This window comes from Pseudomonas sp. LBUM1663 (assembly GCF_059695905.1).
The window spans coordinates 1,082,453-1,096,324 of record NZ_CP166792.1 but is presented as its reverse complement, the minus strand read 5'-3'; the positions used below and the strand labels follow the sequence as shown (position 1 = coordinate 1,096,324).

At 60.2% G+C, this 13,872-nt stretch carries 13 protein-coding genes; 9 read left to right on the top strand and 4 right to left on the bottom strand.

All coding sequences use genetic code 11. The annotated features are described in order from the left end of the window. Nucleotide 1: 1 nt before the first annotated feature. The 6 genes from ACA075_RS04800 to ACA075_RS04775 all read left to right on the top strand — a co-directional run bounded on the left by ACA075_RS04800 (nt 2) and on the right by ACA075_RS04775 (nt 5,676). Nucleotides 2-1,177: an alginate O-acetyltransferase gene (locus tag ACA075_RS04800; protein ID WP_219095783.1), complete on the top strand. Its 1,176-nt coding sequence runs from the start codon at nt 2-4 to the stop codon at nt 1,175-1,177. A gap of 14 nt (nt 1,178-1,191) precedes the next feature. After that, on the top strand, nt 1,192-1,845 hold the full coding sequence (locus tag ACA075_RS04795; protein WP_497297503.1) for an alginate O-acetyltransferase AlgF: 654 nt from the start codon (nt 1,192-1,194) through the stop codon (nt 1,843-1,845). Between the two features lie 261 nt (nt 1,846-2,106). Further along, nucleotides 2,107-3,558, top strand: a complete 1,452-nt coding sequence (locus ACA075_RS04790) for a mannose-1-phosphate guanylyltransferase/mannose-6-phosphate isomerase (protein WP_497297501.1) — start codon at nt 2,107-2,109, stop codon at nt 3,556-3,558. A 278-nt stretch (nt 3,559-3,836) separates the two neighbouring features. After that, nucleotides 3,837-4,301, top strand: coding sequence for a multidrug transporter (locus ACA075_RS04785; RefSeq protein ID WP_497297500.1), 465 nt, complete (start codon nt 3,837-3,839; stop codon nt 4,299-4,301). Between the two features lie 33 nt (nt 4,302-4,334). After that, nucleotides 4,335-5,159, top strand: a complete 825-nt coding sequence (locus tag ACA075_RS04780) for an SDR family oxidoreductase (RefSeq protein ID WP_497297499.1) — start codon at nt 4,335-4,337, stop codon at nt 5,157-5,159. Between the two features lie 118 nt (nt 5,160-5,277). After that, nucleotides 5,278-5,676 carry a DUF4440 domain-containing protein gene (locus ACA075_RS04775; RefSeq protein ID WP_497297498.1) on the top strand — a complete coding sequence of 133 codons (399 nt, stop codon included), beginning with the start codon at nt 5,278-5,280 and terminating at the stop codon, nt 5,674-5,676. Between the two features lie 85 nt (nt 5,677-5,761). Here ACA075_RS04775 and ACA075_RS04770 read toward each other — a convergent pair whose 3' ends face one another. From ACA075_RS04770 to ACA075_RS04755, 4 genes are all read right to left on the bottom strand, one after another. Beyond that, on the bottom strand, nt 5,762-6,622 hold the full coding sequence (locus ACA075_RS04770; protein WP_497297496.1) for an efflux RND transporter periplasmic adaptor subunit: 861 nt from the start codon (nt 6,620-6,622) through the stop codon (nt 5,762-5,764). A gap of 11 nt (nt 6,623-6,633) precedes the next feature. Further along, entirely contained in the window at nt 6,634-6,834 is a 201-nt protein-coding gene (locus ACA075_RS04765) for a DUF1656 domain-containing protein (RefSeq protein ID WP_007896379.1), read from the bottom strand. Beyond that, on the bottom strand, nt 6,824-9,016 hold the full coding sequence (locus ACA075_RS04760; protein ID WP_497297494.1) for an FUSC family protein: 2,193 nt from the start codon (nt 9,014-9,016) through the stop codon (nt 6,824-6,826). Before ACA075_RS04760 ends, ACA075_RS04765 begins: the two co-directional genes overlap by 11 nt. A 138-nt stretch (nt 9,017-9,154) precedes the next feature. Continuing rightward, a complete protein-coding gene (locus ACA075_RS04755; RefSeq protein ID WP_497297493.1) occupies nt 9,155-10,654 on the bottom strand; it encodes an efflux transporter outer membrane subunit in 1,500 nt (499 codons plus the stop codon). Nucleotides 10,655-10,933: 279 nt separating this feature from the next. Between ACA075_RS04755 and ACA075_RS04750 the strand changes: the two genes are divergently transcribed. The 3 genes from ACA075_RS04750 to ACA075_RS04740 all read left to right on the top strand — a co-directional run bounded on the left by ACA075_RS04750 (nt 10,934) and on the right by ACA075_RS04740 (nt 13,303). Further along, nucleotides 10,934-11,902, top strand: a complete 969-nt coding sequence (locus ACA075_RS04750; protein ID WP_010463147.1) for a LysR family transcriptional regulator — start codon at nt 10,934-10,936, stop codon at nt 11,900-11,902. A 173-nt stretch (nt 11,903-12,075) separates the two neighbouring features. Next, a complete protein-coding gene (locus ACA075_RS04745) occupies nt 12,076-12,570 on the top strand; it encodes a hypothetical protein (protein WP_497297492.1) in 495 nt (164 codons plus the stop codon). Nucleotides 12,571-12,925: 355 nt separating this feature from the next. Further along, entirely contained in the window at nt 12,926-13,303 is a 378-nt protein-coding gene (locus ACA075_RS04740; protein ID WP_497297490.1) for a DUF6124 family protein, read from the top strand. Nucleotides 13,304-13,872 lie beyond the last annotated feature (569 nt).

The window sequence follows — 13,872 nt, the reverse complement described above, 5'->3', positions numbered from 1 at the left end:
CATGACCCGCTCATTACGTATCTTCTACATCGCCCTGTTCATGGTGACCCTGCTGGTGCTGGGCCTGTGGTCGACGCGCAGCTTCTTCGGCTTCAGCACCAACGCCGATGCGACGGTGCTCAATGGCCGCTGGGCCAAAGCCGTGGAAACCCATTACGACGAAGAGTTCCCGATCAAGCGACTGGGCACCAACCTTTGGGCCGCGCTGGATTTCAAACTGTTCAACGAAGGTCGTCCGGGCGTGGTGCTCGGTCGCGATCAATGGTTGTACAGCGATGAAGAATTCAACCCGATCGTCAACGAAGAGTTGAACCTGCAAGGCAACTACGCGCTCGTAGAAGGCGTGCGCCAGGAACTCAAAGCCAAAGGCGTGAAACTGGTAATGGCGATCGTGCCAGCCAAGACTCGCCTGTACCCGGAACACCTGGGCGAAGTGAAGCCTTCGAGCATTCACGCCAACCTCTATGAAGACTTCCACGCTCGTGTGGCGGCCAACAAGATCATCGCGCCCGACCTGTTCGGTCCGATGCTGAAAGCCAAGCTGGACGGTCAGCAAGTGTTCCTGCGCACCGACACCCACTGGACCCCGGAAGGCGCGCAAATCGCCGCCGAGACCCTGGCCAAAACCATTGCCGAGAAAACTCCGCTCAGCGGCGAGCCGCAACGCTTCGTCACCGAACCTGCGGAGAAGGTCACGCACAAGGGCGACTTGCGGTTGTTCCTGCCGCTGGACCCGCTGTTCGAAAACCTGATGCCGAAAACTGAACCTTTGCAAAAGCGCAACACCGTGGTGGCGCAAGACCAGCCTGCCGGTGATGACGCGCTATTCGCCAACACCGAAGTGCCGGTGGCCCTGATCGGCACCAGCTACAGCGCCAACCCTAACTGGAACTTCGTCGGGGCGCTGAAACAAGCGCTGCAAAGCGACGTGGTCAATTACGCCGAAGACGGCCACGGCCCGATTCTGCCGATGCTCAGCTACCTGAAAAGTGATGCTTTCAAGAACAGCCCGCCACAGGTGCTGATCTGGGAGTTTCCTGAACGTTATCTGCCTGTGAACAACGAAATCGGCGACGCCGACCCGCAGTGGGTCGCAGAGCTCAAAGAAGCCGGCGCCCGCCAACAAAACGTAGCCGCAAACACTAAATCCGAGACGCCCGACCGGGCGCAAAACTGAAAGAGAGGTACACCATGACTTTCACTACTACTCCTCGCCGTCTCGCCAAGACCTTCGCACTCGTTGCAGGCATGAGCGTGTTGTCGATGTCCGCCTTCGCTGGCGACGCCGCACTCTATGGCCCGACTGCACCAAAAGGTTCGAGCTTCGTGCGTATCTATAACGCCGGTAACGCTGAAGTCAGCGCCACCGTCGGCAGCACCAACCTGGCCGAAGTCGCGCCGCTGTCCAGCACCGACTTCAGCTTCATGCCGGGCGGCGACTACAGCGCCAAGGTCGGCAGCCAGACCCTGCCGGTGAAACTGGCCGGCGACCACTATTACACCCTGGTCAACAACGCCAGCGGCGCGCCGCAACTGATCGAAGAGCCGCCGTTCAAGAACAAGCAGAAATCTCTGGTTCGCGTACAGAACCTCAGCGACAAAGCGCTGACCCTGAAAACCGCTGACGGCAAGACCGAAGTGGTCCCGTCCGTGGCGGCCAAGGGCCGTGGCGAACGTGAAATCAACCCGGTCAAAGTCAGCCTGGCCCTGTACGACGGCGCGACCAAAGTCGGCGACGTGAAACCGGTTGCCCTGGAACGCGGTGAAGCCGCCGTGCTGTACGTCACCGGTAAAGGCAGCAGCCTGTCGCCAGTCTGGGTAAAACGCCCGGTTTCGACGCGCTAAATAATTTTGTCAGGACGGTGATCCCTCTGTAGCAGCTGGCGAAACCTGCGTCCGGCTGCGCAGCAGTCGTAAACCCGGCACATTCGGTCTTTCAGAGAGACCGGGTTGCCAGGGTAACGACCGCTTCGCGCTCGAACGCAGCCTCGCAGGCTCGGCAGCTGCTACACAGATCGGTGAAACGGCCTGGCTACGGAATAAGAACAAGAGTGAAACGACAGAACGCAGTAGCTCTGACCCATACGATTTTCAAGGAGTAACAACATGATTCCGGTGATCTTGTCAGGTGGTAGTGGCTCACGTCTTTGGCCGCTTTCGCGTAAGCAATTCCCTAAACAGTTCCTCGCCCTGACCGGCGAACACACGCTGTTCCAGCAAACCCTGGAACGCCTGGTGTTTGAAGGCATGGACACCCCGATCGTGGTCTGCAACAAGGACCACCGCTTCATCGTCAACGAGCAGTTGAGCAACCGTAAACTGGAAACCCAGCGCATCCTGATGGAACCGTTCGGCCGCAACACGGCGCCGGCCGTGGCCCTGACCGCGATGATGCTGGTCAACGAAGGTCGTGACGAATTGATGCTGGTGCTGCCGGCCGACCACGTGCTGGATGACCAGAAAGCCTTGCAACGCGCACTGGCACTGGCCACCGTCGCTGCGGAAAACGGCGAAATGGTGTTGTTCGGCGTACCGGCCACCAAACCGGAAACCGGTTACGGCTACATCAAATCGACCGCCGACTCGCTTCTGCCAGAAGGCGTCAGCCGTGTCTCGCACTTCGTTGAAAAACCGGACGTGAAACGCGCCACCGAGTTCGTCCAGTCCGGCGGTTACTTCTGGAACAGCGGCATGTTCCTGTTCCGTGCCAGCCGCTTCCTGGAAGAGCTGAAAAAACACGATCCGGACATCTACGACACCTGCCTGCTGACCCTTGAGCGCAGCGAGCAAGATGCCGACACCATCACCTTCGACGAAGCCACCTTCGCCTGCTGCCCGGACAACTCCATCGACTACGCGGTGATGGAAAAAACCCAGCGCGCCTGCGTCGTACCGCTGACTGCCGGCTGGAGTGATGTCGGTTGCTGGGCGTCGCTGTGGGAAGTGAATGAAAAAGACCTCAACGGCAACGTCACCAAAGGCGACGTGGTCATCCAGGACAGCAAAAACTGCATGATCCACGGCAACGGCAAACTGGTGTCGGTGATCGGCCTGGAAAACATCGTGGTCGTCGAAACCAAGGACGCCATGATGATCGCCCACAAGGACTCGGTCCAAGGCGTGAAACAGATGGTCAACACCCTCAACGAACAGGGCCGCAGCGAAACCCAGAACCACTGCGAAGTCTATCGTCCGTGGGGTTCCTACGACTCGGTGGACATGGGCGGCCGCTTCCAGGTCAAGCACATCTCGGTCAAACCGGGCGCGTGCCTGTCCCTGCAAATGCACCACCACCGTGCCGAACACTGGATCGTGGTCAGCGGCACGGCCGAAGTGACCTGCGACGAAAACGTGTTCCTGCTCTGCGAAAACCAGTCGACCTACATCCCGATCGCTTCGGTTCACCGTCTGCGCAACCCGGGCAAGATTCCACTCGAGATCATCGAAGTGCAATCGGGCAGCTACCTGGGTGAAGACGATATCGAGCGGTTCGAAGATATCTACGGTCGCTCCACCCCAATCGAACGCGGCGTGTCGGTGAAAACCATCGCGCAGTAAGCGTTAAGTAAAACAAAAAGCCCCCGTCCAGTCCGCTGCGTTTTCCCTATCCGCAGCGGGTGGGTCGGGGGCTTTTTTTGCCTGAAATGATTGCTGCCTCGGCTGGCCCCTTCGCGAGCAAGCCCGCTCCCACAGGGTTTTGGAGCACGCCACAGACCCACGGTGGGAGCGAGCCTGCTCAAGAAGAGGCCCCAACAGACGCCGCGAAACGAAAGCCCATCGCCAATCGCACCTGCGCTTAGGTAGGATGACCTTCTCCCCTCCCGAGGTTGTGCGTCATGTTCATCGGCGTCTTGCTGGTCATCACTTGGCTGATTCTATTGCTGCGCTACCCGGCCAAGGCATTGCCCGTCTCTGTGGCGGCCGCCATCGGGCTGGGTTTGGTGGCCACGTGGGTGATCTGGATGGACAACCGCGAGGTCAAGCAACTGGCGCGCCTGGAATTGCGCATCACCTACTCGCCGGAACACTGCCCGGCAGACCGGCCGTTGAAACTGACCATGAACAACGGCAACGATGTGCCGCTGACCGAGTTGCGTTGGCGTGTCGCCGCGTATGCGCCGGGCGATACGGTCAATCTGGCCGACAATCAATACGCCGCCCCGCGTTATCGCGGCCCCGGTGAACTGCAAGCCGGCGCCAATTGGGAAGACTGCTTGCCCCTGCCACCGCTGCGCCCTGGCTATCGCCCGCAAACCCTAGAGTTTCGCGCCGAGCGTTTGCAGGGTAGTTTCTCCGACTGATCCCCCTTCTATTTTTTGCACAAGGACCGCGCCATGCCCGTTGCGTTGATTACCGGTTGCTCCAGCGGCATTGGCCGCGCCCTCGCCGATGTGTTCAAAGGCGCCGGCTACGAAGTCTGGGCCAGCGCCCGCAAGGTTGAAGATGTGGCCGCATTAGCCACCGCCGGTTTCACGGCCGTGCAGCTGGACGTCAACGACGGCGCGGCGCTTGAACAGTTGAGCGAGCGCATCAACCAGCAACATGGCGGCCTTGATGTGCTGATCAACAACGCCGGTTACGGCGCCATGGGGCCGCTGCTGGACGGCGGTGTGCCGGCGATGCAGCGGCAGTTCGAAACCAATGTGTTTGCGATTGTCGGTGTGACCCGTGCACTGTTTCCGGTGCTGCGTCGGGCCAAAGGAATCGTGGTGAATATCGGCAGCGTTTCCGGGGTATTGGTCACGCCGTTTGCCGGCGCGTATTGCGCTTCGAAAGCCGCTGTCCATGCGTTGAGCGATGCGTTGCGCATGGAGCTGGCGCCGTTCGGTATCCGTGTGATGGAAGTGCAGCCAGGCGCGATCGAGTCCAGCTTCGCCAAGAATGCCGGGCATGAGGCGGAGCAGTTGATCACTGAACAATCGCCATGGTTTCCACTGCGCGAAGGCATTCGTGCACGGGCCAAGGCCTCACAGGACAAACCGACGCCGGCCAAAGAGTTTGCCGTTGGTTTGCTCAAGGCTGTGCAGCAGGGCACACCACCGCGTTTGATTCGCCTGGGCAACGGCAGCCGGGCGTTGCCGTTGTTGGCGGGGTTGTTGCCGAAAGGGTTGCTGGAGGCGGGGTTGATGAAGCGGTTCGGGTTGAAGGGGCAGCTCTAAGACCGAGTCGACGCCATCGCGAGCAGGCTCGCTCCCACAGGGAAATGCCTTCCAAATGTGGGAGCGGGCCTACCCGCGATGACGTCTGAACTATCTCTGCAGAATTTCAGGAACAACCATGACCGACTACACCGAATACTTCGACGAAGTGATCCAGGCCCATGTCGCCATCGAGCAATGGCTGGCAGAGGATCAGGACGAGTCCGCACTTGAACGCCTGCTGACACGCTTTTCGCCACAGTTTTCCATGATCTCGCCGTTGGGCCGGGTGCTGGATTTCGCCGCGTTAAACGAGTTGTTCCTGCTGGCGGGCGGAAGGAAACTCGGCTTCAGGATTGAGCTCAGCGATTTACGGGGAATCGCGCTGTACGACGGTGGCGCGGTGGTGAGTTATCGCGAGCAGCAGACGGATGCGACGGGCCTGCACTCCGATCGCCGGTCGACGGTGGTGTTTGAGAAACAGACCGGTGGCAAGGTGGTCTGGCGGCATTTGCATGAGACGTTTTGCAAGGGCTGAAACGGTCGCCTTTGTCGCGAGGGAGCTTGCTCACGCTGGGTAGCGAAGCGGCCCCCAAACGGGAGCAAGCTCCCTCGCCACAGGGTTACTCGCCAGCCAATTTAACGACGACGGTACAGGTAATCCCCGCCGCCAACAGCACCCCCTCCGGCACTTCATCAATGTGAATCCGCACCGGCACTCGCTGCGCCAGGCGCACCCAGTTGAACGTCGGGTTCACGTCTGCGATCAACTCGCGACTTTCCGGGTTGTCCCGGTCGTAGATGCCGCGAGAAATGCTTTCCACATGCCCCTTCAATACCTCGCCGCTCATCAACTGCATGTCGGCCTTGTCGCCCACCCGCACGTGCGGCAGTTTGGTTTCCTCGAAGAAGCCATAGACCCAGAACGAGTTCATATCGACCACGGCCATTTTCGCTTCGCCGATGCGCGCGTAGTCGCCGCGATGCACATTCAGGTTGGTGACGTAGCCGTCCACCGCAGCGCGGACCTCGGTGCGTTTGAGGTTCAGTTCGGCCGCTTCCAGTTGCGCCTGGGCATGCTGGTAATCGGCCAGGGCCGAGTCGGCAATGTTGCTGGCGTCGTCGCGGTTTTCTTTGGAGATCACCAACGCATCCATGTCGGCGCGGCGATGGGCGTTGACCTTGCGCATCTCCCACGTTGACTTGCGCGAGGCCACCAGGGCCTGCGCCTGTTTGACCGCGATGCGGTAGTGCTCGGGGTCGATGCGCATCAGCAGATCGCCCTTCTTGACTTGTTGGTTGTCACGCACCGGCACATCCACCACTTCGCCGGTGACGTCGGCGGCGACGTTGATGATGTCGGCGCGCACCCGGCCGTCGCGGGTCCACGGCGTGTCCATGTAATGCACCCAAAGGGTCCGGCCGATCCATATCGCGAGGGCCAGCACCAGCAGGGTGGCGAGCAGGCTGAAAAGCTTTTTCATGAGGAGCGTTCTCAACGGTAGACAGTCAACGCCAGGGCGCCGAACAGACAGGTAAACAGACTCAGGCGCAGCAGCGCCGGGTGCCAGAAGAAGCGGTACAGGTCGAACCCGGACAGAAACCGGTCCAGCGCCCAGGCCAGCGCCGCGGCGATGAAAAACATCAGCGTCATGGTCGGCATGTACACGCCGTGGAAGGCGATTTCACGAGGCATGTTCAAGTCCTTGCGGAAGGGTTGTTGCGTAGGCGCTGAGCGGTGATTGCGGGTCGAGCAACGAGGTGCGGATGAAGTGCAAGTAGCTCTTCACCCGGCGCAAAGCCGAGGTGTCGAAGTGCGGCGCGAACGGTTCGTCGGTGGCCTGCACGCGGCTGATCGCATGGTCGACCGCGATCAAGCCGCGCTCCAGATTGCTCGGGCTCGGTTGCAGAAACAGCCGCACCAGCGAGCGGCCCATCACGCGGATTGCCTGGCGCCACGGCTGGGATTCGGCGTAAGCCGGATGCACCGGCAGAATCGCCTGTTCCTTGCGCAACTCGATGATCGCGTGGCCAACTTCCAGCACCACGAACATCCAGCGCAGCAGGTCCCGTTGCACCTGCGGCTGACCCACCGCGAGGCCGTAAGCCTGATGCAGCAAGTCCCGGGTCCGGCTTTCGAAACTCGACGCCAGGCCCTTGAGCTTGCCGCTGATCGCGTACACCACTTGCCCGCGCAAATCCTGCTCGAGCCGGCGCCACAACCAGCGGCTGTTCGGCGGCAGAATAATCGCCCCGGCCGCCGCGCACACCAGCATGCCGAGCACCATGGCGATGTAGTCGTTGATGAAGGCGTAAGGGTTGTAGACGGTGAGGTTGTCCGGCACCGAACCGGTGCTGAAAAAGATCAGCAGCCCGAGGCCGACACCGGCGTATTGCGGCCGCGATGTGAGGAACGAACCGAGGACGATCACCGGTGCGAGCATCACGCACAGCAACGGAAAACCGTCGATCCACGGGAAGATGAAAAACATCTCGACGAAGCCGATCAGCGCCCCGAGGAACGTCCCGCACGCCATCTGAAAGGCCATGCGCTTAGGGTTCGGCGTCGCGGCGGAAAGGCCGACGGTAGCCGCCGCGATCAAGGTCATGGTCGCCCCGCTCGGCCACGCCGTCGCCACCCAATAACTGCCCAGCACCAGCAGAATGAACGCCGCCCGAATCCCCGATGCCGCCGAGGCCATCCAGTTGGTTTGCGGGGTGAACGGCTCGTCCCATTGCTCGCGCGCATGACTGTGATCGGCCAGTGAAGCGTGGGTCTGTGCATAACTGTGCAACTCGTCGACGAAGCGATAGAGCAGTTCGTAGGCGGTGTGGAAATCGAGCTGCTCGGCGTCGCTCGGATCACTCTCCTGAAAGGTCGTCCGCAGGCTGCGAACCCGCGCCGGCAGGTTTTCCTTGTAGGTCGCCAATGCGCTGGCCAGGCACGCGGCGTCGGGGCTGGTCAAGGCGCGACCGCTGAAGCCGTCGAGCAATTCCGCCAGGTCCTGCAACCCCGGTTTTATTGCCGCCACCACGTGGTCAGCGCCGCTGCTGCGCAAGCGTTCGAGCAATTGGTGTAAGGCGTTGAACCGTGTGGTGATGCCCATGAATTCGCTGTTCAAGCGACTCAGTCGTCCGTTGCGCCGGCGCATGTGCGGGTCTTCGAACACAGTGACGCTGCGCAGCCCTTCCAACCCAACGGCCTCGGCGATAAAGCGCACGTTACTGGCTTCGAAAGCGTCCCGTTTGCTGCGACCGCGCAAGCCATCAGTGACGAACAAGGCGAACACGCCGAAGCGCTGATACAAGGCGTTGCGCATCGCCGCGCTGGCAGTTTGCGGCAGGATCGCGGCGCTGACCACGGTGGCGCAGAGAATCCCCAGGGAGATCTCCAATACGCGCCAGACCGCCGCCATGAACGCGCCGTCCGGGTGGGCCAACGCGGGCAAACCGACCATCGCGGCGGTGTACCCTGCCAGCACGAAACCGTAGGCGCGAAAGTTGCGATAACGCGCCGCACCGGCCGAGCAAATGCCCACCCAGATCGCCAGCGAGCCGAGGAACAGTTCGGTGTTTTGGGCGAACAGGGCAATCAGTGCCACCATCACCGCCGACCCGGTCAGCGTGCCCAAGAAGCGGTAAAAACTCTTGGCGAACACCTGGCCGCTTTGCGGTTGCATGACGATGAACACCGTGATCATCGCCGTGCGCGGTTGCGGCAACTCCAGACGCATTGCCAGCCACAGGGTCAGGAACGCGGCGAACAGCACTTTGAAAATGTAGACCCAGGTCACGCCGTCGCTGCGTGCCCAGTCGAAGAACCCCCGGCGCCACTCAAGGGAATACAGCCAGCGCAGAGGTGCGGGCAAGGGAGTCATGGAATCCTGCTCACTTTAATTCAGTCAGGTGGAGAACCTGTGGGAGCCAGCCTGCTGGCGATAGCGGTGTGTCAGTCAATGCTGAGGTCACCTGACACATCGCAATCGCCAGCAGGCTGGCTCCCACAGGGTTTGTGTTCACTTGAGAAGCGTCGGGGTTTTCGGTGCAGCTGTCCGGCTGTCTTCCGGCACATCGTCACCCGCGCCGAGTCCACCGCCCAAAGCCGTCACCAGTTCAGCATGGGCACTTAGCCGCGCTGCCTGAACCTGCTGCTGAACCTGCTGCTGTTTGAACAGCAAGGTCTGCGCATTGAGCACGTTGAGGTAATCGGTGAGCCCGCGCTGATACGCGATCATCGCGATGTCGTAGGTCTTCTGCGCAGTGGCCACCGACTCGGCGGCGAAGGTTTGCTGCTTGTCCATGGACTCGCGGCGAATCAACTGGTCGGAGATGTTTTTCAGCGCGTTGACCAGCGTCTGGTTGTACCTGGCCACGGCGATGTCATACCCGGCCGAGGCTTCGCCCAGCTCCGAACGCAAGCGCCCGCCGTCGAAGATCGGCAACGAGATCGCCGGGCCGACGCTGTAGTTGAGTTTCTTGCCGGTCAAAAACTCCAGCGCCCCGCCGCCGGTGGCCATGTAGCCGAGGCTGCCGACCAGATCGACGTTGGGGTAAAAACCGGCATGGGCGACATCAATGCCACGCGCCTGGGCCGCGACTTGCCAACGACTGGCGACCACGTCCGGGCGTTGACCGAGCAATTGTGCGGGCAGCGCCGACGGCAGTTTCAGCGGCGCGGCCAATGACAGTGTGGGTCGTTGCAACTGCCCGCCATTGCCCGGGCCTTTCCCGGCGAGGGCCGCCAATTGGTTACGGCTCAGGGCGATTTCTTCGTCCAGCGCATCGATCTGGCGATGGGTTTCCGGTAGCGGCGTTTCTGCCTGACTGACCTCGAAATGGGTGCCGATGCCGCCGTTCAGGCGTTTTTGCGCCAGATCGAGAATTTGCTGCTGCTGTTTCAGGGTCGCCTCGACAATGTCCCGCTGCGCGTAGTGCAACGACAGCTCGATGTAGGCGCGCACGATGTTGTTCTGCAATTCGAGCTGGGCCAGACGCGCTTCGGCGACTGTCATGTGCGCCATGTCCACGGCGCGCTCAGTGGCGTTGCTTTCGCGGCCCCAGAGGTCGAGGGCATAGCTGAAACCCAGCGCGGCGTTGTTGTCCCAAGTAGTCGTGTTGGCCAACTCGCCCGGCCCGTAGAACTGATCGGTGGGCCAGTTGTGGCGTTTGAGGGTGGATTCGCCGTTGATCTGCAACGACTCGGCGGACTCGGCAATGCCGGCCATGGACCTGGCCTGCCGCACCCGTGCGGCGGCCATGGCCATGGTCGGGCTGCCTTGCACGGCGAGGTCGATCCAGCGGTTCAGTTGCGGGTCGCCATAGGCCTGCCACCATTGCGCGGTGGGCCAGTGAGCGTCCTGCGCGGCGCTCTGGATGGCGTCGTCGGTGGCCAGTGAATCGGCCTCCAGTGCCTTGCCCTGCGGGGCAATTCCTCCGGTTCCGATGCAGCCGCTGAGGGTCAGGGATAAAGCCAGAACACTGAGCGTCTGAAGCGCTCTGTTGATGCGACGCGGCACTGCTGCGATTTCCTGAAAGAAGGGGCGTACGAGGTCCTGTAGGAGCGAGGCTTGCCCGCGAAGACGGCGTATCAGTCGACATCGTTGGTGACTGTTACGCCGCCTTCGCGGGCAAGCCTCGCTCCTACAAAGACCGGCGTAATTCTAGGCGGCGGCCCGAAGGGCGATAAGCTGGGAATCCTGTGAATCTTTGTTACCGTTAACGCGATAATCCGTTGGTCGGGGTCACCGCCCCCGCAACTTCGTGTCACAATTTGCCATCGCACCCGAGAACACCCCATGGACACCTTGCAAAACATGCGCGCCTTCAGTTACGTGGCCGAGGCCGGCAGCTTCACCGCTGCCGCCGTGCAACTGGACACCACCACGGCCAACGTCTCGCGCGCGGTTTCCAACCTGGAGGCCCACCTGCAAACCCGCCTGCTCAACCGCACCACCCGTCGCATCGCCCTGACCGAGGCCGGCAAACGCTATCTGTTGCGTTGCGAACAGATCCTGGCCTACGTCGAAGAAGCCGAAGCCGAGGCCAGCGACGCCCACGCGCGCCCGGCAGGGCAGCTCAAAGTGCACACCATGACCGGCATCGGTCAGCACTTCGTGATCGACGCCATCGCCCGCTACCGCAAGACCCACCCGGATGTGACCTTCGACCTGACCATGGCCAACCGCGTGCCGGACCTGCTCGACGAGGGCTACGACGTGTCCATCGTGCTGGCCAGCGAACTGCCAGACTCGGGCTTCGTCTCCCAGCGCCTGGGCATCACCTACAGCATCGTCTGCGCCTCGCCGGCCTATGTGAAAGCCAACGGCTGCGCACACAAGCCCAGCGACTTGCTCAACCACGCGTGCCTGCGCCTGGTAAGTCCGGTGATCCCGCTGGAGAAATGGACCTTCGACGGACCGGAAGGCCAGGAAATGGTCACCATCAACAGCTCGCCGTTCCTGGTGAACTCGGCCGATGCCATGAAAACCGCAATCATCAGCGGCATGGGCGTCGGCGTCTTGCCGGTGTACGCGGCGATTGAAGGGTTGCGCAACGGCACGCTGGTGCGGGTGATGCCGAACTACCGCTCGCAAGAACTGAATCTGTATGCGATCTACCCGTCGCGGCAGTACCTGGACGCGAAGATCAAGACCTGGGTCGAGTACCTGCGCGGGTCGTTGCCGGAGATATTGGCGGCGCATCAGGCGGAACTGGTGGCGTATGAATTGAGTGGGAGTCTGGGTGGGGTTCGGGTGGCTAATTAACCACTATGGCTCATTGGCTTATGGCAAAGGAATGCCGATTAACCGGTTGATATCGCGAAAAACACTATAAGTTCGTAATACCTGTAATTTCTGACAGTAGACGGCGTTTATTGGGTCACCGGAGACTTCATGACATAGATTCAACTTATTGTCGTTATGAAAGGGAAAACGAAATGACAACTTACTTGTTTGAACAAAACACTACCTCCGAAGCCGTATCGGGCACGTTGACAGCGGAGATTCAAAAATTTGGCAAATTTGATGGAAAAGCCACTCACTTTTACACCAATGACATCCAAGTTTTTCTTAGATCCCTCCATCAAACTGACGACAAAAACTGGATGGTTATCACTTTTCTATTCCCGGCGAATATTGAAAACAAGCGGCATGAGTTTTATGAAAACGGCCCAGTTGAACCGCCTTCTTTCTCTCTACATTGGATCGATGACAATGGACTCACCTGGTTTCGCCCCTATTACTCGAGGTTGGATGCGGGGCACATTGATATAAATTTCGATCTTGCCCAAGGCACGCTCAACGCTACGTTTAATTTCACATTCAAAGATAAACTTGAGGCACGCCAAGTTGTGGGCCAGATGACGAATATCAAAGGTCTGGAGCATGTGAAATGCAGTTTTGAGGGTGATAAGACGGGACACGCAGTTTGAAAGTTCGTGAAACATTTAAACATCTGGTCCTACAGACGTGGTGATTTTGGCGGATGTTTCTGAAAAGTTCTGTCGGTTGTTGGGTCGGACGGGAAATGGGTAGGCTTTGTGGGTCGCTGCAAAATCAGCGATCAGGTCTGGAAAACCTGGCGAACACTTACCACACCCCATGGCATACTGCGGCGCTTTTTTCTGCACGCAAATCCTTGTTATGGCGGCTGTGCGCGGGAGACCTTCGGGTCTGCCGGTATTTGGTGGGTGTTCCGGTTTTTCCAGTCCGCGCACAGCTGCCTCCCTTTCGTCTGGAAAACGAAAGATGGCAGTTCCACTTCATCTGCCAATGAGTAACTTCTGCATGATCAAAGAAACTCCGAATCCCCCGGGAACCGAAGACGTTTCCCCCTACGAATCACTCGATTCCAAAAAACTCCACGATGCCGCCGAGCGCGCACTGGATCATTACCTCAACCCCGCCGCACTCAGATCCCCTGCCGCGCGCAAACCCAGCACGATGTTTTTGATCGCACCGGACATCAAAGACGAAGACCTGTTGGCCCATACCTGCGAGTCGTTGGCCCAGGCCAGCGTGATGGCAAGTGACTTCGCGGACTATCTGGAAGGCCTGCATCGGCACAAAGCGATGGCCATTCAACAGATCGTCATGCTGGCCGAACTGGCAGCGAACCGGATGCTGGATAACGTCGCAGTACCAAAACCTGCGCCACACAGCTAATCCCCCTGTGGGAGCGAGCCTGCTCCGGGCGGCGTTCCGACGATTGCGGTCCGACATCCGGCACTGATTTCGGCTGACACTCTGCCATCGCTGGCAGGCCAGCTCCCACAATTGGATTGGGTGCATCAGCAAGATATCGGTCGGCTGTCAGGCCGCCATCGCAGGCAAGTCTCGCTCCTACAAAAACGGATCGGCGTACATGCTTCGCTCCTCACCACTCAACAGGCCGAGCGTTAGCTCGCCTGCAGCTCTTGATCTTGATCCACCCGCCCCTTTCGGGAGGCTGAGTGGAGGTGTTCATCCGGGGAGTGGCGCGCAGCGCCGTTCGACGCAGTCGAACACGCTGCATGTAGGTCGTCGCGAAGCAGACCGGAGGGCAGTGTCCCCGGATGGATACCGGAGCGAAGGTACGCCGAGCCTTAGCGAGGGGCCGGACGCTTGGGGCGAGCCTTTTTGGGTACTTTTTTGGCGTTTGAAAAAAGTGCCTCGCCGTAAGGGCGAAACCGCCAGCCGCCGTTACCGCAGAAATGGATATGTACACCTGAGAGAGACAGGTCGGCTACCAGGCC

Excerpts from the sequence above, each read along its gene's own strand:
- ACA075_RS04745 (WP_497297492.1), top strand. The coding sequence starts at position 12,076 with ATGACAACTTACTTGTTTGAACAAAACACTACCTCCGAAGCCGTATCG.
- ACA075_RS04800 (WP_219095783.1), top strand. The coding sequence starts at position 2 with ATGACCCGCTCATTACGTATCTTCTACATCGCCCTGTTCATGGTGACC.
- ACA075_RS04750 (WP_010463147.1), top strand. The coding sequence starts at position 10,934 with ATGGACACCTTGCAAAACATGCGCGCCTTCAGTTACGTGGCCGAGGCC.
- ACA075_RS04780 (WP_497297499.1), top strand. The coding sequence starts at position 4,335 with ATGCCCGTTGCGTTGATTACCGGTTGCTCCAGCGGCATTGGCCGCGCC.
- ACA075_RS04770 (WP_497297496.1), bottom strand. The coding sequence starts at position 6,622 with ATGAAAAAGCTTTTCAGCCTGCTCGCCACCCTGCTGGTGCTGGCCCTC.
- ACA075_RS04765 (WP_007896379.1), bottom strand. The coding sequence starts at position 6,834 with ATGCCTCGTGAAATCGCCTTCCACGGCGTGTACATGCCGACCATGACG.
- ACA075_RS04760 (WP_497297494.1), bottom strand. The coding sequence starts at position 9,016 with ATGACTCCCTTGCCCGCACCTCTGCGCTGGCTGTATTCCCTTGAGTGG.
- ACA075_RS04790 (WP_497297501.1), top strand. The coding sequence starts at position 2,107 with ATGATTCCGGTGATCTTGTCAGGTGGTAGTGGCTCACGTCTTTGGCCG.
- ACA075_RS04740 (WP_497297490.1), top strand. The coding sequence starts at position 12,926 with ATGATCAAAGAAACTCCGAATCCCCCGGGAACCGAAGACGTTTCCCCC.
- ACA075_RS04785 (WP_497297500.1), top strand. The coding sequence starts at position 3,837 with ATGTTCATCGGCGTCTTGCTGGTCATCACTTGGCTGATTCTATTGCTG.
- ACA075_RS04775 (WP_497297498.1), top strand. The coding sequence starts at position 5,278 with ATGACCGACTACACCGAATACTTCGACGAAGTGATCCAGGCCCATGTC.
- ACA075_RS04795 (WP_497297503.1), top strand. The coding sequence starts at position 1,192 with ATGACTTTCACTACTACTCCTCGCCGTCTCGCCAAGACCTTCGCACTC.